At 66.0% G+C, this 22764-nt stretch carries 27 protein-coding genes, 1 tRNA gene and 1 pseudogene; 12 read left to right on the forward strand and 17 right to left on the reverse strand.

Going from position 1 to position 22764, the window contains the following annotated elements:
• A pseudogene (locus tag KBY83_RS05325) lies at positions 1–105 on the reverse strand (IS5/IS1182 family transposase); the annotation flags it as partial.
• A gap of 152 nt (positions 106–257) precedes the next feature.
• On the opposite strand from KBY83_RS05325, the gene KBY83_RS05330 reads away from it, so the two are divergent.
• The 4 genes from KBY83_RS05330 (at position 258) to KBY83_RS05345 (ending at position 2955) form a co-directional block, all read left to right on the forward strand.
• The gene (locus KBY83_RS05330; RefSeq protein WP_255018631.1) at positions 258–644 is read left to right on the forward strand and encodes an HD-GYP domain-containing protein; all 387 of its coding nucleotides are present in this window, start codon (positions 258–260) and stop codon (positions 642–644) included.
• Positions 629–829, forward strand: coding sequence for a hypothetical protein (locus KBY83_RS05335; protein ID WP_255018632.1), 201 nt, complete (start codon positions 629–631; stop codon positions 827–829). The genes KBY83_RS05330 and KBY83_RS05335 overlap by 16 nt, the downstream gene beginning before the upstream one ends.
• Positions 830–1250: 421 nt before the next feature.
• Positions 1251–1901, forward strand: coding sequence for a DUF6088 family protein (locus KBY83_RS05340; RefSeq protein WP_255018633.1), 651 nt, complete (start codon positions 1251–1253; stop codon positions 1899–1901).
• Positions 1894–2955, forward strand: coding sequence for a nucleotidyl transferase AbiEii/AbiGii toxin family protein (locus KBY83_RS05345; protein WP_255018634.1), 1062 nt, complete (start codon positions 1894–1896; stop codon positions 2953–2955). The genes KBY83_RS05340 and KBY83_RS05345 overlap by 8 nt, the downstream gene beginning before the upstream one ends.
• Before the next feature lie 149 nt (positions 2956–3104).
• Here KBY83_RS05345 and KBY83_RS05350 read toward each other — a convergent pair.
• The 4 genes from KBY83_RS05350 to ftsH all read right to left on the reverse strand — a co-directional run bounded on the left by KBY83_RS05350 (position 3105) and on the right by ftsH (position 6770).
• Positions 3105–3177: transfer RNA gene (locus KBY83_RS05350), tRNA-Ala, on the reverse strand.
• Between the two features lie 87 nt (positions 3178–3264).
• Positions 3265–3894, reverse strand: a complete 630-nt coding sequence (gene lexA / locus KBY83_RS05355) for a transcriptional repressor LexA (protein WP_255018635.1) — start codon at positions 3892–3894, stop codon at positions 3265–3267.
• 52 nt (positions 3895–3946) lie between these two features.
• Complete coding sequence (gene argF / locus KBY83_RS05360; protein WP_255018636.1) at positions 3947–4900, reverse strand: ornithine carbamoyltransferase; 954 nt, start codon at positions 4898–4900, stop codon at positions 3947–3949.
• 10 nt (positions 4901–4910) lie between these two features.
• Positions 4911–6770, reverse strand: a complete 1860-nt coding sequence (gene ftsH, locus KBY83_RS05365) for an ATP-dependent zinc metalloprotease FtsH (protein WP_255018637.1) — start codon at positions 6768–6770, stop codon at positions 4911–4913.
• Positions 6771–6865: 95 nt separating this feature from the next.
• Here ftsH and KBY83_RS05370 point away from each other — a divergent pair, with 95 nt between their 5' ends.
• The 3 genes from KBY83_RS05370 to KBY83_RS05380 are packed head-to-tail and all read left to right on the forward strand — an operon-like array spanning position 6866 to position 8234.
• A complete protein-coding gene (locus KBY83_RS05370) occupies positions 6866–7504 on the forward strand; it encodes an SOS response-associated peptidase (protein ID WP_255018638.1) in 639 nt (212 codons plus the stop codon).
• Positions 7501–7746, forward strand: coding sequence for a Nif11-like leader peptide family RiPP precursor (locus tag KBY83_RS05375; RefSeq protein ID WP_255018639.1), 246 nt, complete (start codon positions 7501–7503; stop codon positions 7744–7746). The genes KBY83_RS05370 and KBY83_RS05375 overlap by 4 nt, the downstream gene beginning before the upstream one ends.
• Positions 7746–8234 (forward strand): DUF427 domain-containing protein, encoded by a 489-nt coding sequence (locus tag KBY83_RS05380; RefSeq protein WP_255018640.1) that lies wholly within the window; start codon positions 7746–7748, stop codon positions 8232–8234. Before KBY83_RS05375 ends, KBY83_RS05380 begins: the two co-directional genes overlap by 1 nt.
• Here the strand turns inward: KBY83_RS05380 and KBY83_RS05385 are convergent.
• From KBY83_RS05385 to KBY83_RS05415, 7 genes are all read right to left on the reverse strand, one after another.
• A complete protein-coding gene (locus tag KBY83_RS05385; RefSeq protein WP_255018641.1) occupies positions 8200–9219 on the reverse strand; it encodes a mechanosensitive ion channel family protein in 1020 nt (339 codons plus the stop codon). The genes KBY83_RS05380 and KBY83_RS05385 overlap by 35 nt on opposite strands.
• Positions 9216–10319 (reverse strand): bifunctional diaminohydroxyphosphoribosylaminopyrimidine deaminase/5-amino-6-(5-phosphoribosylamino)uracil reductase RibD, encoded by a 1104-nt coding sequence (ribD, locus tag KBY83_RS05390; protein ID WP_255018642.1) that lies wholly within the window; start codon positions 10317–10319, stop codon positions 9216–9218. Before ribD ends, KBY83_RS05385 begins: the two co-directional genes overlap by 4 nt.
• Before the next feature lie 7 nt (positions 10320–10326).
• Complete coding sequence (locus KBY83_RS05395; RefSeq protein ID WP_255018643.1) at positions 10327–10824, reverse strand: DUF3122 domain-containing protein; 498 nt, start codon at positions 10822–10824, stop codon at positions 10327–10329.
• Entirely contained in the window at positions 10821–13322 is a 2502-nt protein-coding gene (locus KBY83_RS05400; protein WP_255018644.1) for a GH116 family glycosyl hydrolase, read from the reverse strand. Before KBY83_RS05400 ends, KBY83_RS05395 begins: the two co-directional genes overlap by 4 nt.
• A gap of 143 nt (positions 13323–13465) precedes the next feature.
• Positions 13466–13870: a PIN domain nuclease gene (locus KBY83_RS05405; protein WP_255018645.1), complete on the reverse strand. Its 405-nt coding sequence runs from the start codon at positions 13868–13870 to the stop codon at positions 13466–13468.
• The gene (locus KBY83_RS05410) at positions 13867–14097 is read right to left on the reverse strand and encodes a hypothetical protein (protein WP_255018646.1); all 231 of its coding nucleotides are present in this window, start codon (positions 14095–14097) and stop codon (positions 13867–13869) included. The genes KBY83_RS05405 and KBY83_RS05410 overlap by 4 nt, the downstream gene beginning before the upstream one ends.
• Before the next feature lie 85 nt (positions 14098–14182).
• Complete coding sequence (locus tag KBY83_RS05415; RefSeq protein WP_254959730.1) at positions 14183–14428, reverse strand: hypothetical protein; 246 nt, start codon at positions 14426–14428, stop codon at positions 14183–14185.
• A 70-nt stretch (positions 14429–14498) separates the two neighbouring features.
• Here KBY83_RS05415 and cbiE point away from each other — a divergent pair, with 70 nt between their 5' ends.
• Positions 14499–15779, forward strand: a complete 1281-nt coding sequence (gene cbiE / locus KBY83_RS05420) for a precorrin-6y C5,15-methyltransferase (decarboxylating) subunit CbiE (protein ID WP_255018647.1) — start codon at positions 14499–14501, stop codon at positions 15777–15779.
• Here cbiE and KBY83_RS05425 read toward each other — a convergent pair.
• From KBY83_RS05425 to pheS, 4 genes are read right to left on the reverse strand one after another with little or no spacing between them, the layout of a single operon-like run.
• A complete protein-coding gene (locus KBY83_RS05425; protein ID WP_106502232.1) occupies positions 15742–16233 on the reverse strand; it encodes a DUF192 domain-containing protein in 492 nt (163 codons plus the stop codon). The genes cbiE and KBY83_RS05425 overlap by 38 nt on opposite strands.
• The gene (locus KBY83_RS05430; RefSeq protein ID WP_255018648.1) at positions 16230–16901 is read right to left on the reverse strand and encodes a response regulator transcription factor; all 672 of its coding nucleotides are present in this window, start codon (positions 16899–16901) and stop codon (positions 16230–16232) included. Before KBY83_RS05430 ends, KBY83_RS05425 begins: the two co-directional genes overlap by 4 nt.
• Positions 16898–17815, reverse strand: a complete 918-nt coding sequence (locus KBY83_RS05435) for an NAD(+) kinase (RefSeq protein ID WP_106502380.1) — start codon at positions 17813–17815, stop codon at positions 16898–16900. The genes KBY83_RS05430 and KBY83_RS05435 overlap by 4 nt, the downstream gene beginning before the upstream one ends.
• Positions 17816–17870: 55 nt before the next feature.
• Complete coding sequence (gene pheS / locus KBY83_RS05440) at positions 17871–18878, reverse strand: phenylalanine--tRNA ligase subunit alpha (protein WP_106502230.1); 1008 nt, start codon at positions 18876–18878, stop codon at positions 17871–17873.
• A gap of 72 nt (positions 18879–18950) precedes the next feature.
• On the opposite strand from pheS, the gene surE reads away from it, so the two are divergent.
• Entirely contained in the window at positions 18951–19736 is a 786-nt protein-coding gene (surE, locus tag KBY83_RS05445) for a 5'/3'-nucleotidase SurE (RefSeq protein WP_106502229.1), read from the forward strand.
• An 11-nt stretch (positions 19737–19747) separates the two neighbouring features.
• On the opposite strand, the gene KBY83_RS05450 is transcribed toward surE, so the two are convergent.
• Positions 19748–20329: a DUF3611 family protein gene (locus tag KBY83_RS05450; protein WP_106502228.1), complete on the reverse strand. Its 582-nt coding sequence runs from the start codon at positions 20327–20329 to the stop codon at positions 19748–19750.
• A gap of 77 nt (positions 20330–20406) precedes the next feature.
• Between KBY83_RS05450 and KBY83_RS05455 the strand changes: the two genes are divergently transcribed.
• From KBY83_RS05455 to thiS, 3 genes are all read left to right on the forward strand, one after another.
• The gene (locus KBY83_RS05455) at positions 20407–21390 is read left to right on the forward strand and encodes a bifunctional riboflavin kinase/FAD synthetase (RefSeq protein ID WP_106502227.1); all 984 of its coding nucleotides are present in this window, start codon (positions 20407–20409) and stop codon (positions 21388–21390) included.
• A gap of 77 nt (positions 21391–21467) precedes the next feature.
• A complete protein-coding gene (locus tag KBY83_RS05460; RefSeq protein ID WP_255018649.1) occupies positions 21468–22547 on the forward strand; it encodes a thiamine phosphate synthase in 1080 nt (359 codons plus the stop codon).
• Complete coding sequence (gene thiS / locus KBY83_RS05465) at positions 22547–22750, forward strand: sulfur carrier protein ThiS (RefSeq protein WP_255018726.1); 204 nt, start codon at positions 22547–22549, stop codon at positions 22748–22750. The genes KBY83_RS05460 and thiS overlap by 1 nt, the downstream gene beginning before the upstream one ends.
• Positions 22751–22764 lie beyond the last annotated feature (14 nt).

Genomic DNA, 22764 nt, shown 5'->3' on the forward strand with positions numbered 1-22764 from the left:
CCATGGCACCACCACCTCCATCTCAGAGAGAAACTTCTCCCGTTTGGTCTGCTTCTTGGCTGTTGTGAGCTCGTAATCCGAGAAGCCAAGCTGCTTGCCGCCCATCAACCCAGTCCTGGCCTGCGGTTACAGGCTCATTTTCGCGCAGATAGGCTGGGTTTTCCAGAGTCTCCCTAACTCTACGATCTACTTGGTTATCCTTCTGCTGAAATTGTGGGCTTGAAGTTGTGGGAGATTGGCGGTGAAATTTGTAAGCAATGTCTATTCGGTTGGCGAAGCTATATACCACTGGGCATACTCACCGAGTGGCAGATCTTGCCGAGGCGATTGGTCGAGTGCTGGGCCTAGATGCCAGCACCATGGAGGGTTTGCGCATTTCTGCACTTGTGCACGACATTGGCAAAATTGCAATTCCCGCAGAGTTATTGACCAAGCCCACCGCCTTGTCTGTTTGGGAAATGGCTCTGATAAAGAGCCATGGGGAGGTGGGATATGAGGTGCTTAGTGAAATTGATTTTCCCTGGCCGGTGGCTAATGCGGTGCGTCAGCACCACGAGCGCCTCGATGGCAGCGACTACCTTCAAGGGCTTGAGGGTGACGCAATCATTCTCGAGGCAGGATTCTGGCGGTGGCCGACACAGTAGAAGCGAAGACTACCAAGCGTCCCTATCGCTTTGCCAAGGGATTGGTTGAGGAGCTGGAGGTGGTCAGTGCGGGCAAAAATACCCTGTTCGATGGCGCTGTGGTGGAAGCTTGCCTAGCACTATTTCGGGAAAAGGACTACTCCTTCCCCCAATCTTTGACCCGCCACGGTGGCAGCTCTAGCTGAACTTCTTAATTGAGCTAGTGGGTTGCCCCCCGGCAGCTCATCGGCCAAACATCAAAAAACCCAGGGCTGAACTCCTGCATGCCATGCAATAAATGCCACCCTTCGAGCCCCCTGATCGCCACTGGTAAAGCCATTGCATTGCAGTCGATCTGGACAAGATCTGTGGTCAAGTGGATGTCTCTGGATGCATCGGTTTTGCGCTTTTTTGCGCTAGGTCTTGCGCTACGGCCCGCCCGCTCGCTGGACGCCGATGGAGGGCCCCTTCTTCCCTCCACCCCAATCACCTGCCCCGGAGCGCGTCGACGGCCAAGTCAAGAGCACCGGTCTCACGGAGGCGATGGCAAAAGCTCTGTAGACAGGGTGTCAGAAACTTGTGTAGGCTCCTGACATCCCAGGACATAACAGGACCTATCCAGGCGTCATGGCTGTTCCGAGCGAGAAGGCTGTTCCGAGAGAGAAGACCGTGCTGAGCGAGCAGATCCTTGAAGCGGCAGGCAAGTGCCCTGAGGGATTCCTGCTGGCTGCCAAGCAGTTCCTGGCGCTGGGCAAGCGCGATGCGGTGGACCAGGCCCTGCGGCGCCTGGCGGCCCGGGGCAAGCTTGTGAAGATCACCCGCGGCCGTTACGCCCTGCCCGTTTGCAGTCGCTTTGGCACCAGACCACCGGCGCCGGAGGCGGTGATGGGCTGGCTCAACCAGGAGGGCGTTCAGCAGTTGGTGAGCAGTGGTGCCGCCGCTGCCAATGCCCTTGGCCTCACCACCCAGATGCCCGTACAGCAGATCTATCTGTCCCGCAGCCGGAGCCAGAAGCGCTATGTATTCGGCAAGCAGCAGGTCACCATCCGTACGGCAGCCGCCTGGAACTTCCTGCTGGCCGATCGCCCTGCCGGCCAGGCCATCCGCGCCCTGACCTGGCTCGGCCCTGATCAGGCCTTAGCAGTTCTGCCGAAGCTCCGAACCGTGCTGCCTCCTAAAGAATGGGAAGCCCTGCTCTCCGTCAGCGCTGAGCTGCCCTTGTGGCTGGCGGAGCTGCTCAGTGAACAAGATCAGGGACCGCTGGAGGTTCGTGGCTGAGTCCTGGTTTGCTCTTTCCGCAGAGGATCAGAAGGAAGCCTTGGCGGTGGCTGCTGCCGAATCCGGCTGGCCTGCCTATCTGCTTGAGAAGGACATCTGGGTGGTTTGGGCCCTGCAGATCCTTGGCACAGATCAGCAACTCCTGCAGAGCCTCACCTTCAAGGGCGGAACCTCGCTCTCCAAGGCCCATGGGTTGATTGACCGCTTCTCGGAGGACGTTGACCTCACCGTCAACATTCAGCACCTCTGGCCGGATGTCGACCTGGCGCCGGCAGTCAATCCAAGCCAGGCCGAAAGGCGCCGTAAGGCCGCCGACAGCAAGCTCAAGCAATGGGTAAGGGAGATCCCCATGCCACTGCTTCAAGGGGCTGTCTCGGCCGCAGGCATCCCGGTGAAGCTGACGCTCAAAGCGGCGGAACTAAGGCGCCGGCAGCCACCCACCATCGTTCTCAACTACCCACCGCTGACCCCGCCGCCTGAGGGCACCTACGGCTACGTGCGGCCAACGGTGCTGCTGGAGTTCGGTGCCCATTCCACCGGCGAACCGCATGGGCCGATGCCCATCACCTGCGAGGCAGCCGCCCAACTGGCCATGCTCGATTTCCCGACTGCCAGGCCACTGGTGATGGACCCGAAGCGCACGTTCCTGGAGAAGGCCGCGGCGATCCATGTCTCCTGCCGAAGAGGCCGTTGGGGCAGCGGTGAGGGCGACCGTTATTCACGGCACTGGTATGACCTTGATCGCCTGGCCCGGGCAGGCATCGCGGAGGCGGCCGTTCGCGATGGCCTCCTCACCGCAGAAGTGGCTCGGCAAAAGGAGGATTTCTGGCGTGCCACGGATGCCGATGAGCAGCCCATCGACTACCTATACGCCCTCAGCGGCAACCTGCAGCTGGTCCCGACCGATGCCGCCCGGCAGGCCCTGGAGTCTGACTACACGGCCATGGCTGACTCAGGGATGCTGCGCGGTGAGTTCCCGAGCTTCCCGGAGCTGCTGGCGCGGATCAGTCAGCTGGAGGAGCACTGCAATGCCATCGCGTGCTCCCTCGCCTGAGCAGCCGAACCATTCCGATCCGGACCCATTCGGGGCCGTCGCTTGCCTCAGTTTTGAGCTTGATTTTACGCTTTTCGGCCCCGCCGGGCATGCCAGCGACCCCCTGGCCTACAAAAAAGACCCCTTGCAGCGCAAGGAGTCTGACGGAATGGAGCCAAGCGGATTCGAACCGCTGACCCCCTGCATGCCATGCAGGTGCTCTACCAGCTGAGCTATGGCCCCTATAGGACGCAGTGGCAACGGAATGCTGGTCATTCCGCTTGGCTTGTGGCCTTGCCTGGCGCGCACTGAGCTTACAACGCCATCCGTTTAGACCTGGCGCCAGACGGCCACTAGCTTGCCCTGCACCGTTACCTGGTCGGCGGGGAGCACAATTGGGGCATAGGCGGGGTTGGCTGCTTCCAGGGTCACCGTGGCGCCTCTGCGGTGGAAGTGCTTCAAGGTGGTGCCACTGCCCGGCACCAGGGCGCTGACGATCGTGCCTGCTTTGAGCCGGCTCGGGTCGCTGACGGGCTCGAGCAGCACTACGTCCCCGTCGGCGATGTGGGCGTCCACCATTGAATCGCCATTCACGGTGAGGGCAAAAAGGCCGCGGGTATCGAGCACGGGAGCTAGGTCGAGGCGCTCCTGGATGTCGTCGAAGGTTTCAACCAAGCCGCCGGCGGCCACGGCGCCGAGCACTGGGATGCCGCTGGCCATGCCGCCCAGGAGCTGCAGGGTGCGGGCTTGGCCCTCTTGCCAGGTGATCCAGCCCTTCTGCTGCAGGTGGCGCAGGCGGCTCTGGATCGGCGCCGGAGAGCGCAGCCCCATCGCTTCCATCATTTGGCGGATCGAGGGGCTGTGGCGGTTGCTGCCGATGTAGTCGCTAAGCCAGTCATATAGCTCTTGCTGGGCAGAGGAGAGCTCTTGCTGGACCTGGTTGTTGCTGGGATGGGTCACGGACGCTACGTCGCTAATACAGATGTACCGCCTCGCGGCTTGTTTGTCCAGCTCAGGTGCCGCCGAGTAGGGCTGCCAGCAGGGCTTGTTGGGCGTGGAGGCGGTTTTCGGCCTGGTCAAATATGCGGCTGGAGCTGCCCTCCATGGCGCCGGCGCTGATTTCCAGGCCGCGATATGCCGGCAGGCAGTGCAGCACGATTGCGCTTGGATCTGCTTCTGCCACCAGCTCTTCGTTGAGGCACCAGCCGGCGAAGGCCCTTTGCCGCTCTGCCTTTTCCTCCTCCTGGCCCATCGAGGCCCACACATCTGTGTAGAGGGCGTGGGCGCCGCGCACGGCAGCCACCGGCTCGTGCAGCACCACCACCTCGGACCCGCGAGCCGCCGCTAGGAGGCGTGCCTGCTCAAGCACGGCTGCATCGGGTTCAAATCCCACCGGGCAGCCGATGCGCACATTCACGCCGAGCAGGGCGCCGCAGAGCATCAACGAGTGGGCCACGTTGTTGCCGTCGCCCACGTAGCTGAGGGTCAGGCCCTTCACTGCTCCGAAGACCTCCTGCAGCGTCAGGTAGTCGGCGAGGGCCTGGCAGGGGTGCTCCAGGTCGGTTAGGGCATTGATCACCGGGATCGTGGCCCAGTGGGCGTACTCCTCGAGCTCGCCCTGGGCGAAGGTGCGGATCGCCAGGGCATCCACGTAGCGGCTCAGCACCCGCGCCGTGTCTGCCACCGGCTCACCGCGGCCTACCTGGCTCACCTGGGGATTGAGATCGATGGTTTGACCACCAAGCCTGGCCATGGCCACCGAGAAACTCACCCGAGTGCGGGTGGAGGCCTTGCTGAAGATCAGTCCGAGGGTTTTGCCGCCTAAATCGAAACTGCTGCTGCCGGCCTTTAGGTCGGCAGCCAGCTGCAGCAGGGCCTGGGTCTGTTCGCCGTTGAGGTCGGACGAGGAGAGCAGGTCCCGCCCGCGCAGCTCTGCCAGGGGTGGATAGGCACTGATGGCAGCCATGGCTCAACTCCTAGGGCATGACGCTGCTTGCCAGCAGCTCCTTGAGGTCGTCACCTTCGATCACCTCCTTTTCGAGGATCTTCTCGGAGATCGATTCGAGCAGCCCCCGGTTGTGGTTAAGGATCGCCAGCGCCTTGTTGTGGGCGTTGTCGACAAGGGCGCGAACCTCCTTATCGATAGCTTGGGCCGTGGCGTCACTCACCACTCGGCGGGGGTTGTTGTTGCCGCCGAGGAAGCGGCTGCCGCCCTGCTTGTCGTAGGCCAGGGGGCCGAGGGTTTCGCTCATGCCGAAGGTGCCCACCATCTGCTCGGCAATGTCGGTGGCGCGTTGCAGGTCGTTGGCGGCGCCGGTTGTGACCTCACCAAACACCACCTCTTCAGCGCTGCGGCCGCCCAGCAAGGTGGCAATTTGACCTTCAAGGTCTTCCTTGGAATTTAGGAAGCGCTCTTCGGTGGGCAGCTGCAGGGTGTAGCCCAAGGCGCTCATGCCGCGGGGCACGATCGAGATCTTGGCCACCTTGCTGCCGCCGGGCATCAGGTGCCCCACGATCGCGTGGCCAACTTCGTGATAAGCCACCACTTTTTTCTCATCAGGCTGCAGCACCCGGCTCTTCTTCTCCAGACCAGCAACCACGCGCTCAATCGCCTCGTTGAGGTCGCCTTGCTCCACCTCGGTGCGATAGGAGCGGGCGGCGAGCAGGGCCGCTTCGTTCACGAGGTTGGCCAGGTCGGCGCCGGCAAAGCCGCTGGTGGCCTGGGCAATTTTGTCGAGGTCGACGGCGCTGGAGAGCTTCACCTTCTTGGCGTAGATCTCCAGAATTAGCTTGCGACCAGACAGGTCGGGGCGATCCACCAGCACCTGGCGGTCGAAACGACCTGGCCTCAGCAGCGCAGCATCAAGGGTTTCGGGCTGGTTGGTGGCTGCCAGCACGATCACCGGCTTGTCCTGGCCGGCAAAGCCATCCATCTCTGTGAGCAGCTGGTTGAGGGTCTGCTCGCGTTCGTCGTTGCCGCCGACCACACCCATCGAACCCGAACGGCTCTTACCGATGGCATCGAGCTCGTCGATAAAGATGATGCAAGGCGCTTTTTTCTTGGCTTCTTCGAATAGATCGCGCACTCGTGCGGCGCCGGCACCAACGAACAGCTCCACGAATTCGGAGCCGGAAATAATGAAGAAGGCCACGCCGGCCTCACCTGCAACGGCCTTGGAGAGCAGGGTTTTGCCCGTGCCGGGAGGGCCCACCAGCAGCACACCTTTGGGAATGCGGGCGCCGATAGCGGCGTAGCGCTCGGGTTTTTTGAGGAAGTCAACGATCTCTGCCAGCTCGGCCTTGGCCTCATCCACGCCAGCAACGTCGGCAAAGGTGACCCGCGATTCCTCATCGGGCACGTAAACCTTGGCCTTGCTCTTGGTGAAGCTCAAAGCTCCCTGGGCGCCACCGCCCATCTGGCGGCGGGCGAAGAACTGCAGCACCAGGATGAAGATCAGCGGCGGCACCACCCAGCTCAAGGCGGTGGTGAGGAAGCTGGGCTTCTGGGGGGGCGCGGCGGCGAACTCAACCCCGTGCGACTCGAGCCGCTGGGGCAGATCCATGTCGAAGATCGGCGTGGTGGAGAGCACGGTGGGGGCCCCCTCCTCCTCGGGCTCCTTGAGCTCGTAGCGGATCTGGTCTGAGGTGATGTAGGCCCGTTTGACGTTGCTGCCGTTCACCTGGTCGATGAACAGGGAATAGGGCACCCGCGGCACCTGGGCGGCTGGATTGGGCAGGAAGTTGCTGAACAGCAGCAGCACACCAAAACCGATCAACACCAGGTTGATGATTCCGAAGCGGCGGTTAGGGCGGTTGTCGTCCTGGCGGATCGCCATGGTGCGGCAGCCAAAGGTGCACCCAAACTAGGGCTGTGGTCCCCTGGCCGTTTCGGCGGCGGGTTGGGAGAACCGAACGAGGACCCAATTCAGCTATGTGTGGTCGCTACTCCCTCTGCGCCGACTTCGATCGCCTGCAGCCCCGTTTGCAGGGTCCCCTGCCGCCCGGTCTGGCGGCCCACTACGCGCCGCGCTCGCAAGTGCTTCCCGGCGAACCCCTGCTGATCCAGCGCCAGGAAAATGGCCAGCTGCAGGTGGGGCTAGCCCTTTGGGGGCTGCTGCCCGACTGGGTCAAGGATCCCGCCACCGCCCACCGCAGCCTGCATGCCCGCGCTGAGACGGTGGCCTTCAAGCCCAGCTTTCGCGCCGCCTGGCGCCATCGCCGCTGCCTGATTCCTGCTGATGCTTTTTGGGAGCAGGGCCAGTGGCTGCGCCGCCGCGATGGCGATCTGTTTTGGCTTGCCGGCCTCTGGGAGCGCTGGATCGGCCCCGATGGCAGCGAGCTCGATAGCTGCTGCGTGCTCACCACCGCCCCCAATGCCCTGCTGGCGCCTATTCACCGGCGCATGCCGGTGGTGATTCCCAACGGCCTGGAGCAGGCCTGGCTCGAGCCCACCGATGGCCATGGCCTGCGGGCCCTCGAACCGCTGCTGCTGCCCTGGGATGGGGGCGACTGGCAGGCCGATGGGGCAGCGATGGCGCTAGACCAACCGCAGTTGGAACTGGACCTGTGAGCCTCGAGCGCCTCGATGCCTTTATGGCGCATGCCCGCCAATCGCCCCAGCTGGCGACCCAGCTGGCGGAGCCCTTGGAGCTGCAGGACTTCCTGGAGTTGGCCCGCGGCGCTGGCTATGCCCTTGAGGAGGCTGATGTGATCGCCGCGCAGCAGCGTCAGGAGTCCAGCCTCAGCGATGCGGAGCTGCAGGAGCGGGCTGGTGCTGAAGGCCGGCGTTTGCGCAATTTCATCTATTCCTGATGGCAGCCCCTGAGCAGGTAGGCGCCTACCCCCGCCCACCGGCCCTGGTTGAGAGCAGCCAGCTGGTGCGGGTTGAGGCCCTTGGCCAGCTTCTGGCCGAGAGCCGGCGCAGTTTGAGGGTGCTGGAAACCTTTCACCCACCCACCTACTACCTGCCGCCTGAGGCGGTGCGCCAGGAGCTGCTTTTGCCCAGCAGCGGAGCCAGTTTTTGCGAGTGGAAGGGGGTGGCGCGCTACTTCGATGTGGTGCTTGATGGAGGTGGCCCGGCCGAGCGCCGGCTGCGGCGGGCGGTGTGGACCTACCCCGAACCCACCAAGGCCTTTGCTGCTTTGGCCGGTTGGTTTGCGGTGTACCCGGCCTTGATGGACGGGTGCTGGCTGGATGGTGAACCCGTGCGGCCCCAGCCCGGCGGCTTCTATGGCGGCTGGATCACATCCCAGGTGCAGGGGCCATTCAAGGGTGATCCTTTGCATCCGGAGCTCGTATGAGCAGCCTGGTGGGGAAGGGCATTGAGCCACCGGCCTGCTCCACCACCTCGCCGATCAACAGGAGGGCTTGCTGCCGCAGGGCCCAGGCAGCGTGGATATCGCTGCTGGCGGCGTAGCAGAGCAGGCGCAGCTGGAGGCTGGACTCGCCGTAACCAACGAAGTGGGCTAGCTGATCCTTGGCCGGGTCTAGGCCGGGCAAGCTTGAGAGGCGCTGCTCCAGGTTTTGGGTGATCGTGGCGACTCGCTCCCTGTCGGCGTAGCTGAGGCCGAATTCGATCCAGATGCGGCGGTTGTCGATCTGGGCCAGGTTTTGGATTGCTTGGCTGGTGAACACCCCATTCGGTACATAAATGCGCTGGCGTTCGGGATCGCGCAGCTCGGTGTAAAACCAGCCCACTTGCTCCACTATTCCCAGCAAATTCAGGCCGGGCAGGTTGATGGTGTCGCCGAGTACGAAGGGGCGGTTGATGTAGAGACTCAAGCCACTGAGGCCGTTTTCCACAATTGTGCGGGCGCCGAAGCCCAGGGCCGCTGCTCCAAAGCCTCCTGCGGTGATCAGCACTCCCGCCGATACACCCAGCAGATCGAGGGCCATTACCAGCACCACCAACAGGGCTGCTGTGGTCAGCAGCTTGTCGAGCACGTCGAACAGGAACAACTGGTCCTTGCTGGATAGGTGTGGCAGCAACTGGGCGGCGTAGTGCTCGGTGCGTTGTTTGAGTTCGCCGCGCCAGCGCAGCAGGGTCCAAATCACGCCGATGGTGAGCAGCAGATTGCGCACCTCCAGGCCAGCCAGCCACCAGCCCGCACTGCTGAGCAACACAGTGCCCGCCAGGCTGACTCGCCCGCTGAGTAGCAGGGCTTGCCCCAGGGAGCCGCTGCGCCAGCGCCTGCCGAGCCGGCCCAGCAGCAGCCAAGTGCCTAGGGCCAGCAACACTCCCGCCAGGGGAATCTGCAGATCAAAGGGCAGGTTTGCGGCGATCATGGCTCCAGGTCTGCAGGTGAGCTGAGTTGCCAGAGCAGATCGCTGCCCAGGCGCTGGGGCGCTTGAGCCTGCCAGCTCCGCACCTGGGCCATAGATGTAAAACCCAGCTCACCAAGGGGGGTGCGGGCCGGCTGGCCGCCCATCAGCTTCGGGGCGATCACGGCGGCCAGCTCCTGCACGCAGCCCTCGGCTAAAGCGGCGGCGGCCAGTTCGGGGCCGCATTCCCAGAGCACCTGGTTGCAGCCCCGCAGCGCCAAGGCCTCCAGCAGCAGTCGGGGGCTGCAGCCCACTAGCTCCAGTCGGGGCACGCCGCGTTTATCCAGGGCGGCTGCGGCCGCGGCTGGAGCCTCTGGCCCATGCACCACCAGGGTGGCGGCGGTGCTCTGATCCCAGAGCTTGGCCTCGGCGGGGAGCTCCAGGCGGCGGCTGAGCACCACCCGCAGCGGCTCGGGCTGCCGTTGGCCGCGGCTGGTGAGCAGGGGGTCGTCGGCTCGCACGGTGCCGCCGCCAACTATCACCGCATCGCAGCCGGCCCGCAGCTGGTGCACCCAGGCGCGGGCCTCGGGGCCACTGATCCACTGGCTGGCGCCATTGCTCAGGGCGGTGCGGCCATCGATTCCCATGGCCCACTTGAGGATGGCCAAGGGGCGGCCGCTGCTGATGCGGTGAATGAAGGCCCGGTTGAGGCAGCGGGCCTCGGCCTCGGCTACGCCGGTGATCACCTCGATGCCCGCCGTCCGCAGCTGGGCTAGGCCGCCCCCAGCCACCTGGGGGTTGGGATCGGCCATGGCCACCACCACCCTGGCGATGCCGGCGGCTATCACCGCCTGACTGCAGGGGGGGGTGCGGCCGTGGTGGCAGCAGGGCTCCAGGGTCACCACCAGGGTGCCGCCGCGGGCTCGCTCGCCCGCCTGGGCCAGGGCGCCCACCTCGGCGTGGGGTTCGCCGGCCCGGGCGTGATAGCCCTCCCCTACCAGCGAGCCGCCGGCATCGAGCACCACCGCTCCCACCAGGGGGTTGGGGCTGGTGCGTCCGGCGCCCAGCTCAGCTAGCTGCAGGGCCCGTTGCATCCAGGGAAGCCAGGGCGCCGTGGAGGGCATCACTGGCTCATCCAGCAGCGCTGGGCAGGCTGCGCCATTCCGCCACCACAAATGGCGGCACCGGCAGCTCCACAAACACCCCCGGCAACACCAGGCGCAGGGGCCGGTCTTGGTGCAGGTCGGCCAGCAGGGGGGCCAGATCAAACTCGGCGGCGGCGGCGCGGCCATCACCCGCCAGCTGGGGATTGGCCAGGGTCACATCGGCCAGCTCCCAGCGGAAGTGGCCGCTGCGCACCTGCAGAGATGTGGGGTGGTCTAGCCGCACCTTGCCTGGGTAGCCCACGATGCGCAGCTTCAGGGGGCCGCCTGGGGGTCCTTCGCGGTAAGCCACCACCTGCCAGCTCTGGTAGTCGAGGTCGCGCAGGCTCTCGAGGCTGCGCACCACCGGGGTGCCGTTTTCATCGTTGTGGGCGTGCACCAGGGCCTGGGCCGGTGGTGTGGCCAGGCTCAGCCAGAGCCCTAGCGCCAGCAAGGGTGCCAGTAGCAGCGAAAGCAGGCTTTTCATGGTTGGCGCTCGGCGCCTGGAATCGCTTGCCAGTTGGTGTGGGTGGCCCACAGGGCCCAGATCGCCATGGCGCGCAGGTAGTGGCAGGCCCGGAAGGTGTTCACGCCAGTGATCGCCTCGGGGGTGCGGAACTGCAGGCCGCCGCTGTACACCTGCTCCACCACGGCGCCGGTGATGGCAAAGGCCGTGCTGGTTTCTCCCATTAGGCGGTAGTAGGCCGCCAGGCCGAAGTTGATGCCGGTCCACACCTCAAGGGGATGGGTGCCGTTGGGATCGAGCGGGGTGCCATCGCGGCGCAGGCCATTGGCCACGCCAATCCTGCCCCCCTGGAAACCCTCAAAGCACGACTCCTTAATCGCTTTGAGCGCACTGCTGGCGCGCTCATCAGCCACCACGGCGGGCAGTCCCAGCAGGCGGGCGTAGAAGTCGCCGCAGAGCTGGTCTGCCATCACCACCGGCGTGCCGCTCTCGGCGTCGATTTTGTAAAACTCGCCGTTCCAGAGCAGCAGGTCGAAGTTGGCGCGCGACTGCTCCAGCCAGCCGCCCAGTTGGCGCTGTTCGCCGCTGGTGTCTAGCCCTAGCTCCAGTTGCAGCTGCTGGGCGATCGCTAGCCCCGCCTCCAGGGCGGCGATCCAGAGGGCGCCGCAGTAGGCGCTCACGCCCTTGAGCGGCCAGTCGTCGAAGGTTTGGTCGGGGGCTCCGCCGTTGTCGGGCAGGCCGTCGTTGTTGACGTCGAAGGTTTTGAGGTAGGTGAGGGCCTGGACTGCCGCTGGCCAGCACTCGGCCAGGAAGCCAAGGTCTGGGCCGCTGGGGGCGAGCTTGTAGGTGCGCCACACCTGCAGCACATAGTCGCTGGCCAGGTCTTTCCAGAGATTGCAGTCTTGATAGGCGGTGTAATTGGTGGCCTCAAAGGGCCGCTCGTTGGGGGCACCCAGGTCGTGGGGGGTGGCGCCGGCCAGTTTGCGGGCGGCCTCCACCCGGCCCTTGCCCTGGGTGAAGTACCAGCCGATCGGCCGCAGCGTGGAATCGGCAGCGGGGATGGCGCGGGCGAAGCTGCGCAGGACGGCCTTGTCGAGCTCGGGCCAGAGCTGCAGCAGGGCAAAGGAGCCGTAAAGCCGTACGTCCAGGCTTTCGTACCAGGCGTAGTCGAGGCACTCCAGCACTCCAAACTGACCCACCGGATCGCCTGCAGCAGCGGCGGTCCAGAGGCTGCCGCCACTGGCTAGGTCGTAGAGCTCGTTGAACAGGGCCATCCGCAGCGGTTCGGGCAGATCGCCGCGCTCCAGCACCGGCTTTTGCCAGGCCTCGATCTGGACGCGCCAGTCGCGCCAGTCGCGAAGAGCCTCGGCGGCGATGGCGGCGGCGCTGGTGCCGCTATCGCCACCGGCCTCTCCGCCAAAAAAATCGCTGTAGCGGCGCAGGGCGCGGCTGCCGGTGGCGAAGGCCGTGACCGGCAGATCCCAGCTGATCACCAGGGGAATCTCGATGCTGGCCCCCGGCTCCAGGCAGCACTTCACCGCCAGGGCGGCGCTGGCAGGGTCGCTATCGCCACTGCGGCGGTCGTTGTTGCTATCAGGAATCGAGCCGTCGCGGGCGAAGGGCTCCCACAGCTCAGCGCCACTGCCGCTGGGATCCCAACGGCTGCAGCGCTGCACTTCGAGGTGGTCGGCGGTGGCGATGCACCACTGGCCCTGGCCCTCGGCGAGGGGGGTGGCGCGCTCACCATCAAGCAGCACCCCCTTAAGCCCCGGGTGCTCCACCCAGGTATTGCGGTGGCCCTTGCTGCGGCCGATCGCGGGCACGTAGTTGTGCTCCGGGCTGCCGTCATCTCGAAACGTGACTGCTGCTGTGGGATCTGTGTTGGTGAACCAGCCCGTGGTGTTGCGCCAGCTCAGCAGCAGGGAGAGGTCGAGGGGGCGGTTGGTGGGGTTGGTGAGGGTCCAGACGAACACCGCCACCGGGTAGCTGGTGCGCTGGTAGTCGCCCGGCAAGATCGGACTGAAGGCTTCGCAGCTCACCTCGGCTTGGAACACACCCGTGTACTGGGTGCTGCTGATCGGGTAGCGGGCGGCGTAGGTGCCGGTGCGCTGCTTGGCGCTACTGGCGGGATACCAGCTCCAGGCGCTCAGGGGTTCGCCGGCTGCGGGCCTGGAGGCATCGACCTCTGGCTTCACCGCTAGGGCATGGGCGCGGCTCTGGTCGCCGTCGGTTTCAAACAGGGCGAACTGGCAGTCGGGCAAGTTGCCAAACCAGTGCTCGCCGCCATCGAGGTGCCAAAGGTTGAAGGAGCCATCGGGGGCGCGGCCGATGCAGCCGGCGCCGAAGCCCCCCAAGGGCATGCCGTGGTTGGGACCGTCGTCGAGGTTGCTGGCGTAGCGCACCGTGTAGGGCTGCTCCCAACCCAGGCCAAAGGCCCGGCTCCAGCTACTGCTGCCAGCGGTGGGAGCCCCGTTGCCCTTCAGCAGCGATGTGAGGGCTGAAAGGCCGAAGCGCGCCATGGGGCCAGAAAAGGTGCGTCCAGCTTGTCAGAGGTCGCTGGCGGCTGGGACTGGGCTTCCTGCAGGGGCTCTAACGGAAGTGGTGTGAGCAGAAGATGGCAGGAAGAAGCGATGGCTAGATGAACGTAAAGGCTTCGAATGGGTCAGGCAGGGCGTTCAAGGCGCTGCAGGCGCAGCTCACTCACCGAGGCGATGGCTTCGAAATCGGCATCGAAACTCACCAGCAACGCGTTGTGGTGCAGAGCCACGGCGGCCACCAGGAGGTCGAGGCTGAGAACCGTCTGACCGATCTGGCGGCAGGCCTGGCCCAGGTCGATCGCCCGCTGCCACAAATCTGCAGGGGTGGAGAGCGTGGGCAGGGTGTCGAACTGGGCTTTCAGTTGGCGGGTTTCGTCTGGACGGGCTGAACGCAGCATCTCAAAACGCACCGGTTCCGCCAGGTGGGCCTCAGGGTCGAGGACGAAGGGCGCGATGAACTGTTTGAGGGGGGCCGGGCTCCGGGTACGGGTGAAGTCGATCCACAGGCTGGTGTCGAGCAGCAGGGTCATGCAGCGAACTCCTGGTTCCGTTGGCGCTCGCGCCCCTGGTCGGCCTCGTAGCTCTCCAGCTCGACGCCCCACTCGCCGATGAGAAATCGCTTAGCGATCTGGGCGCGACGGTGCTGCTGCAGGGCCTCCTCCATCAGGCGGCGGATGGCGGGCCCCTTCTTGCGCTCGCCGGTGAGCTCCAGGATTTCGGTCATCTCAGCATCCGAAAGTTCAACGGTCACTTTCATGGTTTCAGCTACCTCGAGTCCGACCCTGAGAGCAGTTTAGGCGGATTTTGGTGTTGGACTGGTGATCGGGATTGAGCAGAGCCGATCAGTAGGCCTGGTTCGCTGGCGCCTGGAAACCGCCATTCACCTCCTGATCCACTAGGGCGTCGAGGGTTACGGCCGAGCGCACCAGGGCCTGATAACGCTGCACCACGCGGCGGTTGCGTTCGATCCAATTGCCGGGATCGCCGCTGGGCAGGCCCGTGCCGTCGCCGGCCAGCAGCTCCAGGTCGTTTTGCTGGGCTAGCAGGGCAAGCACCAGGTCGTGGATGCGCTGGCGGCGGTCGCTCATGGCAAGGTCCGGTGGCACAGGCCGGCCATCATGGCTGCAGTGACCGTGGGGCGCCCTGGCTCAGCAGGCCGTGTTGGAGGTGGTCGGCACCGATGCCGGGGGGGTGGCTGCGCTGCCGGCCCCCAGCCTCGCCTTGGTGCGAGCTGCCCAGCTGCTGCTTGCCCCCCAGCGCTTGCTGGCGGAGCTTGGCCCCTGGTGGCGGGAGGAACAGGGGGCCGGCCGCATCCCGGCGGGGAACCCCTGCCCCCAGCTCCTGGCCAGCGATCGGCCCGAGCAGATTTTCGGCCCGCTGGAGCAGGCATTGGGAGCGGGCCGGCCGGCGGTGCTGCTCGCTAGTGGCGACCCGCTTTGGTTTGGCATCGGCCGCCTGCTGCTGCAGCGCTTTCCGGCCGCCCAGCTGCGCTTTCATCCCGCCCCCTGCTCGCTGCAGCTGGCCTTTGCCCGCCTCGGTCGCCCCTGGCAGGACGCCAGCTGGATAAGCCTGCATGGCCGCGACCCCGAACCCCTGGCCGCCGCCTTGCAGAAGCGACCACCTGCCTTGGCGGTGCTCACCGACCCGGGCCGGGGCGGCGCCGAGGAGGTGCGGCGGATCCTGGCGGCCTCGGGCCTGGAGGCGGCCTATGCCTTCTGGCTGTGCGAGCGCCTGGGCCATCCGGCGGAGCGGCTGCAGCGGCTGGTCCCCGGAGCACCGCTGCCGATCGACTTCGATCCGCTGCATCTGGTGCTGCTGATCGCTGAGCCGCCGGCGCCTCCCGCCGATCCGGAGGGCTTGCCCCTATTCGGCCTCGATGACGGCCTGTTCCTCCAGCACAACGACCGCCCCGGCTTGATGACCAAGCGGGAGGTGCGCATTCAGCTGCTGGCCGATCTGGAGCTGCCCGAGTGCGGCGTGCTCTGGGATATCGGCGCCGGCGTGGGTTCGGTGGGGCTCGAGGCGCTGCGGCTGCGGCCTGGCCTGGCGCTCTGGGCCTTGGAGGCGCGGGGCGGCTCTGCAGCTTTGATCGCAGCCAATGCCGAGCGGCTGGGGGTGCGTCCGGCGGGGATTCACGAGGGCCGGGCCCCCGAAGCCCTGGCGGAGCTGCCCGATCCGGATCGGGTGCTGATCGGCGGAGGTGGCCGCGAGCGCGCGGCGGTGCTGGCTGCGGTGCTGCAGCGGCTGCGGCCCAGCGGTGTGGTGGTGATCCCCCTGGCCACGCTGGAAGCCTTGGCGGAGTTGCGGCCGCTGCTGGAGCAGGCGGGCTGCCAGGTGGCGCTGGCCCAGCACCAGGCCTGGCGCGGTGCCCCCCTCGCCGATGGCACCCGCCTGGCGCCGCTTAATCCCGTGCTGGTGCTGACGGGGCGGCTGCCTTGATGGCCTCTAGCCGCACCGCCGTGCCCACCTGGATGCCCTGGGCTGCGGCCTGGCCGGCGGCAAGCTCCAGCACGCCGTCCACCTCCTGATCAGGGCCGTAGCTGCGGCAGGGCAGGTGCAGGCAGGGTTTGGTGTGGGCTTCGATCGCCACCACCCGGCCGCCCTGCACAAACAACATGTCGAGGGGTTCGGGGGTGCGGTGCATCCAGAAGCGCGCCAGAGACGGCGGGTTGTAGGGGAACCACATGCCCCGCAATGGCGCTAGCGCTGGCCGCAGCTGCAGTCCCTTGATTTGCTTTTCGGGGGTGTCGGCCACCTCCAGGGCGATGCAGCGATCAGGCGCCAGGCACCAGCGGGCCGTGATCGGCAGCCATTGGGGCGGCGGCGGCGTGAAGCCGCACAGCAGGGCAGCCACTCCAGGCAGGGCTAGCACCCAGCCGCGTCTGGCGCTCATTCGCAGGTCTCCAGCTGGGGCAGCCGCTCGCTCAGGCAGTAGCCCTGACCGCGGATCGTGTGGATCAGCCGTCGTTCGCCGCCCTCCTCCAGCTTCTGGCGCAGGTAGCGCACATACACCTCAATCACGTTGCTGCTGCTGTTGCTGGCCTGCTCATCGTTCCATACCTGGCGCAGGATCAACTCCCGGCTCACCACAGTGCCCTTGCGCTCCAGCAGCAGCAGCAGCAGCTGGTATTCCCTGGCCGTCAGGCCCACGAGCCGCGCTCCCCGTTTCACTTGGCGGGTGCTGGGATTCAGCACCAGGTCCCCCACCTGCAGTAGCTGGGCCGGCACATTGGCGCTGCTTGTGAGATCTAGATGCAATCGCAGCCGCATCAGGAGGTCGCTGGGGCCGAGGCTCGAAAGCCAGAAGTCGTCTGCTCCTGAGCTGAGGCAGTGGACCCGCGCTTCCACCGTGTCGTCGCCCACATCCAGCAGCACGGGGATGGGGCCCCACTGCTCTCGCAGGGAGGCGATGCGGCCCGAATCGCCGCTGGAGAGCAGCACCGCATCTGGGGTTGCCCCAGCCGGCACAGGCTCCCTGCTGCACGAGTAGCCGGAAGCCTCCAGCCGTGGCGCCAGGGCCTCGGCCTCCGGGCCCAGCAGCAGGATTTGGGAATAGTTCATGGCGCCGTGCCGTTGCCGGGCTTGGCCACGTGGGGCAGGCCCCAACCCAATTTGTTGCGCAGCACCTGGAAAAACTCATGGTTGGCCAGCCGCACAAAGCGCACGGGCTGCTCGCTGCGGCGCACCAGGATTCGATCCTCCGGCCAGATGTAACAACCAGCGCTGCCATCCACCACCATCATCAGTCGCTCGGGCGTGGCGGGAAACACCGTCACCGGCTCGCGGTCGCTGAACACCAGGGCGCGCGAGGCCAGCGAATGGGGCGCGATCGGCGTGAGTTGCAGCACCGGGCAGTCCGGGGTGATCACCGGTCCACCGGCGCTGAGGGCGTAGGCGGTGGAGCCGGTGGGGGTGGCAAGGATCACCCCGTCGGCGGCGATATCGACCGGCGCATGGCGGCCGATGGCGATTTCGAAGTGGCACATCGAGGTGAGCGGCTCGCGGTGCAAGGCCATTTCGTTGAGGCAGAGCACCTCCCAGCGCCGCTGCTCGCCGCGCATCACGCTGACGATCAGCATCGTGCGCTCCTCCACCGTCCACTCGCCGGAGAGCACCTGCTCCAGGGCCCCCTCCAGCTGGTGCAGGTAGGCCTCCGCCAGAAAGCCCAGATGGCCCGTATTGATGGTGAGGATCGGGATGCCAACCGGAGCCGTTTGACGGGCGGCTGAAAGCACGGTGCCGTCGCCGCCCAGCACCACCGCCAGGCTTAGATCCCGGTCGAAGCCGGCCGGCACGCAGGCCGCATAGCCCCGGGTGCGCAGGTGCTGGTCGGGGTTGGCGAAACCCACCATGCCGCCGGAGCTGCTAACCCGCACCACGCCATAGCCAGCCGCCGTAAAGCGCGCCTCGATGGTGTCGGCGGTGGACAGGGCGAGGTCCTTGCCGTCATTCACGATCAGTCCGACGCGGGGCACCGATCGGGAAGCGAGGGGCTGCCCGAGTTTATGGGGCTCCAATCAAACCGCCCAACTAAAACTGCTCCAGGAAGCGCAGGTCGCTGGTGTAGAGCCGGCGAATGTCGTCGATGCCGTGGCGCACCATGCAGAAGCGCTCGACGCCCAGGCCAGCGGCGAAGCCGCTCCAGCGCTCTGGATCGAGGCCCATACCGGTGAGCACGGCGGGGTCGACCATGCCGCAGCCCATCACCTCCAGCCAGCGGCCACGCCACTGCACATCCACCTCGGCGCTGGGTTCGGTGAAGGGGAAGTAGCTGGCCCGAAAGCGCACTGGCAGGTCGCCGAAAAACTGCTGCAGGAAGGCCGTGACGGTGCCGCGCAGGTGGCTGAAGTCCAACCCCTCATCAATCGCCAGGACCTCCACCTGGTGGAACACGGGCGAGTGGGTGGCATCCACGGCGTCGCGGCGATACACCCGCCCTGGGGCGATCACCCGCACTGGCGGTGGGTTGTTCTCCAGGTAGCGGATCTGCACCGGCGAGGTGTGGGTGCGTAGCAGTTGGCTATCGCCCAGATAAAAGGTGTCCTGCATGTCCCGGGCGGGGTGATGCTCGGGGATGTTGAGGGCCGTGAAGTTGTAGTAATCGCTCTCGATCTCAGGCCCCTCCGATACCCGATATCCCAGGCCGGCAAAGATGTCGACGATCTCCTCGATCGTGCTGATTAAGGGGTGGCGGTGGCCAGGCGGCGTGAAGCTGCAGGCCGCAGTTACGTCAATGGTTTCGCCGGCGAGACGCTCGGCCATGGCTGCGCTTTTCACTGCCGTAAGCCGCTCGCCAAGGAGCGCCTGCACCTGCTCTTTGAGCACGTTGGCCCTTTGGCCGATCAGGGGCCGCTCATCGCCAGGCAGCTTGCCCATAGCGCCAAGCACGCCAGAAAGGCGCCCCTTCTTGCCGAGCAGTCCCACGCGAAGTTCTTCCAGTTCAGCAGCGGTGCTGGCGGTGGAGATCTCTGCTGCAGCCTGGCTTTCCAGCGCCTGGAGCTGGTCGGTGAGCTGCTGCAGGGAAACGGTGGCGCTCACGGCAGGGGCAGAGGGATTACTGACTGTAAGGAGCCGCCCCAGTTACCTTGCGGCTAAATGGCGTTAGGCCCGATGGCACCGCTCAAGATCCTGATCAGCAACGACGACGGGGTCTTCGCTGAAGGCATTCGAACTCTGGCCAATGCGGCCCTGGCCCGCGGCCACCAGGTGAGTGTGGTGTGTCCTGACCAGGAGCGCTCCGCTACGGGCCACGGTCTCACCCTGCAGACCCCAATACGGGCGGAGCGGGCTGATGAGTTGTTCGATGATGGCGTCCAGGCCTGGGCCTGCAGCGGCACCCCCTCGGACTGCGTCAAGCTGGCCCTGTTTTCCTTGCTGGATGAGTGGCCGGATCTGGTGCTCTCCGGCATCAACCACGGCCCCAACCTGGGCACAGATGTGCTGTATTCCGGCACGGTGAGTGCGGCGATGGAGGGCACGATTGAGGGCCTCCCCGCCCTGGCAGTAAGTAGTGCCGACTTTCAATGGCGCCAATTTGCGCCAGCGGCACGCCTCGCCCTCGATGTGGCTGAGCGGATGCTGGCGGAGGGTTGGCCCAGCAACATGTTGCTCAATCTCAATGTGCCGCCCCGGCCGGCTGAGGCGATTGGAGAGCTGCGCTGGTGTAATTCAGCGGTGCGTCGCTACACCGACCAGTTCGAGCAGCGGGTAGACCCCCGCGGCCGCAGCTACTACTGGCTGGCGGGGGAGGTGGTCAACGATCTGGAGGCTCAGGTGTCGGGGCCGGCGGCCTGGCCCACCGATGTGGCCCAGATCAATGCCGGTGGTGTCTCCCTGACGCCGCTCCAACCGGATATTTTTTGGCGCGGCCGCACGGCTGATCTGCCGGTTTGGTGAGCGGCCTTTAATCAGGCTGTGCGGTAAACCCGCTGCAGCAGCCAGAGGCTGATCCAGAGCCCGATCAGATGGGCAAACAGCACCTGGGTGTTGCCCAGCACGGCCAACATCTCGATCGAGGTGATCGGTAGACCGATCACTCGCCCAGCCACGCCAGGGGTTGCCTGGATCTGGGCACCAAAGAAGCCTGGCACCTGTTGGGAGGCCTGCACAAACAGGCTGCCGGCCAGCGACTGATAGCCCAGCACCGCCAGGGTGATGCCGGCCAGGTCGGCCAGCACGCCCCGCTTGATCAGCCGCGAGGTTTCACCCTTGCTGGGCCGCACCGGCGAATTGAGGGCCCGGCCGCAGCGCACCACCAGCCAGCTCTGCCAGATGCACCAGAGCAGCAGCAGGAAGGCGATGGTGGTGAGCGAGATGCCAGGCCCCAGGCCGAGGGCGCGGGCTGAATTGGCCGCCAGGCGGCCGCCGATGTTGTTGAAAAGCAGCACCCCAACCACCACCACCCCCAGCACCACCTGGGACCAGAGCCGAATCCAGCCCAGGCGCCGCAATGCCGCGGCGATTAGCTGCAGGTCGAGGCGGTCAGCCATTCAGCCATCCAGATGGGTGAACCAAAGGTGCCATGGGAGGATCGATTTGGCTCCCGTTGCCTTTGGGTTCCGTAGCGTTGATACCCCTGCGATCCCCCCAGGAGGCCCTGCGCCCCACGGCCATCGCCCTCGGCAGCTTTGATGGCCTGCATCAGGGCCATCGCCGCGTCATCGCGGCAGTAACTGCTGCGGCTGGCAACGAAGCGGCGGCGATTCCCACGGTGGTGAGCTTTTGGCCCCATCCCCGCGAGGTGCTGCACGGCGAGGCGCGCTTGCGGCTCGACCTGCCCGCTGAAAAGCTGCATCTGCTGGAGCCCCTGGGCATTGAGCAGCTGGTGCTGGTGCCCTTCAGCCGGGAGCTTGCCGCTCTCAGCCCCGAGGCCTTCGTGGAGCAGGTGCTGGTGGGCCAGCTGGCGGCCCAGCGGGTCGCCGTGGGTGACAACTTCCGCTTCGGGGCCGGCCGCAGCGGCGACAGTCAGGCCCTGGCGGTGATTGGTGCCCGTCACGGCATCGAGGTGGAGGTGCTGCCGATGCTCTGGGATGGCGAGGAGCGGGTGAGCAGCAGCCGCATCCGCCGGGCCCTAGGGGCCGGAGATCTGGCGGAGGCCCGCCGCTTGCTGGAGCGTCCCTATCGCTTCAGTGGGCTGGTGGTGCGTGGCCGCGGGCTTGGTAAGCAACTCGGTTGGCCCACCGCCAACCTGCAGGTGGATGGCCGCAAGTTTTTGCCGCTGGAGGGGGTTTATGCAGCCATGGCATCGGTGGCCGGCGGCCCGATGCTGCCGGCGGTGATGAACCTCGGCCCCCAGCCCACGGTGGATCCCACCGCCCCTTCGGCGGTGGAGGTGCACCTGCTCGATCGACAGCTGGAGCTTGAGGGATTGGAGCTGGTGGTGGAGCCGCTGCAACTGCTGCGCCGCCAGCAAACCTTCGCCAGCTTTGAGCAGCTCGCAGCCCAGATTGCCGCCGATGCCCAGCTGGCCCGCGCCTTAAGCGCCGGGATAGGCGTGGGTGAGGCCCCAGCCAATGAAGGTTGCGATCCCGCCGAGCAGCAGAATCCCTGAAATCAGCACCAGCATCGGGCTGTCGGAATTGGCCCGATTTGGATTGCCTGGCTCGCCTGCCATTGGCCCATTGTGTGATGGATCTCACCCTAGACAGCTCCTCCAGCCCAGCTCGCGACCGGCTGCTCGATGCCAACCTCGATCGGGCTCGGGAGGGCTTGCGGGTGCTGGAAGATTGGGCCCGCTTTGGCCTCGATCGGGGCGATTTGGTGGTGCGCACCAAGGACATGCGCCAGCGGCTCGGCCGGTTGCATCGCGATGCCTACAAATTTGCGCGCCACACCGCTACCGATCCGGCCGCGGGCCTCGGCCATCCGGCCCAAGCGGAGCGATCCAGCCCCAGCGCCGTGGTGGGTGCCAATGCCGGCCGGGTGCAGGAGGCTTTGCGGGTGCTGGAGGAATTTGGGCGCAGCAGTGATCCCCTTCTGGCGGAGGAGGCCTCAGCTCTGCGCTATCTGCTCTACGACCTGGAAGTTGATTTGTTGCAGGCCTGTCGTCTGGCCGCTGAGGGCGGGGCGGGCCGCCGAGAGCTGCTGGCTAGCTGCCGCCTTTATTTAGTTACCTCGCCAGTGCCAAACCTGGAGGGGGTGGTGGCCGCCGCCCTGGGGGCCGGGGTACGCCTGGTGCAATACCGCGCCAAGGAGGCTGCCGGTCTCGATGACCTGCAAAAACTCAGCCAGGCCCGGGCCCTGCGCCAACTCTGCGCCGCCCATGGCGCCCTGTTTTTGGTGAATGATCGAATTGATATTGCCCTGGCGGTGGAGGCCGATGGGGTGCACTTGGGCCAGGGGGATCTGCCGCCGGCGGTGGCGCGCCAGCTGCTGGGCCCCGATCGGTTAATTGGCCGCAGCACCCATGCCCTGGACCAGCTGCAGCAGGCGGTCAGCGATGGCTGCGACTACCTCGGAGTCGGCCCGGTGGAGGCCACCCCCACCAAGCCCGGCCGGGAGCCGGTGGGGCTCGATTACGTGCGCCAGGCCGCGGCGGCTAGTCCGATCCCCTTCTTTGCCATCGGCGGGCTGGAGGCCAGCAAGGTGGCTGCGGTGCGGGCTGCTGGAGCCCAGCGGATTGCGGTGGTGCGGGCGATCACCGAGGCGGTTGATCCGGCTGCCGCCACCGCCGAGCTGCTGGCAGCACTTGAGGCGCCGGCTCTGTGATCACCCTGCAGGTAAACGGCGATCAGCGAGTTTGCTCAGACGGGCTCAATTTGGAGCAGGCCCTGCTGGAGCTGGGCTATCAACCCCGCTTGGTGGTGGTGGAGTTCAACGGCACGATTTTGCCCAGACAGCTCTGGCCCGCCCAGCCGGTGGTGGAATCCGATGTGCTGGAGGTGGTCACCATTGTGGGCGGTGGTTCCTAGATTTCGACCAATTG

Origin of the sequence: Cyanobium sp. WKJ7-Wakatipu (genome assembly GCF_024345355.1) — a bacterium.
Classification (GTDB): Bacteria; Cyanobacteriota; Cyanobacteriia; order PCC-6307; family Cyanobiaceae; genus Cyanobium_A; species Cyanobium_A usitatum.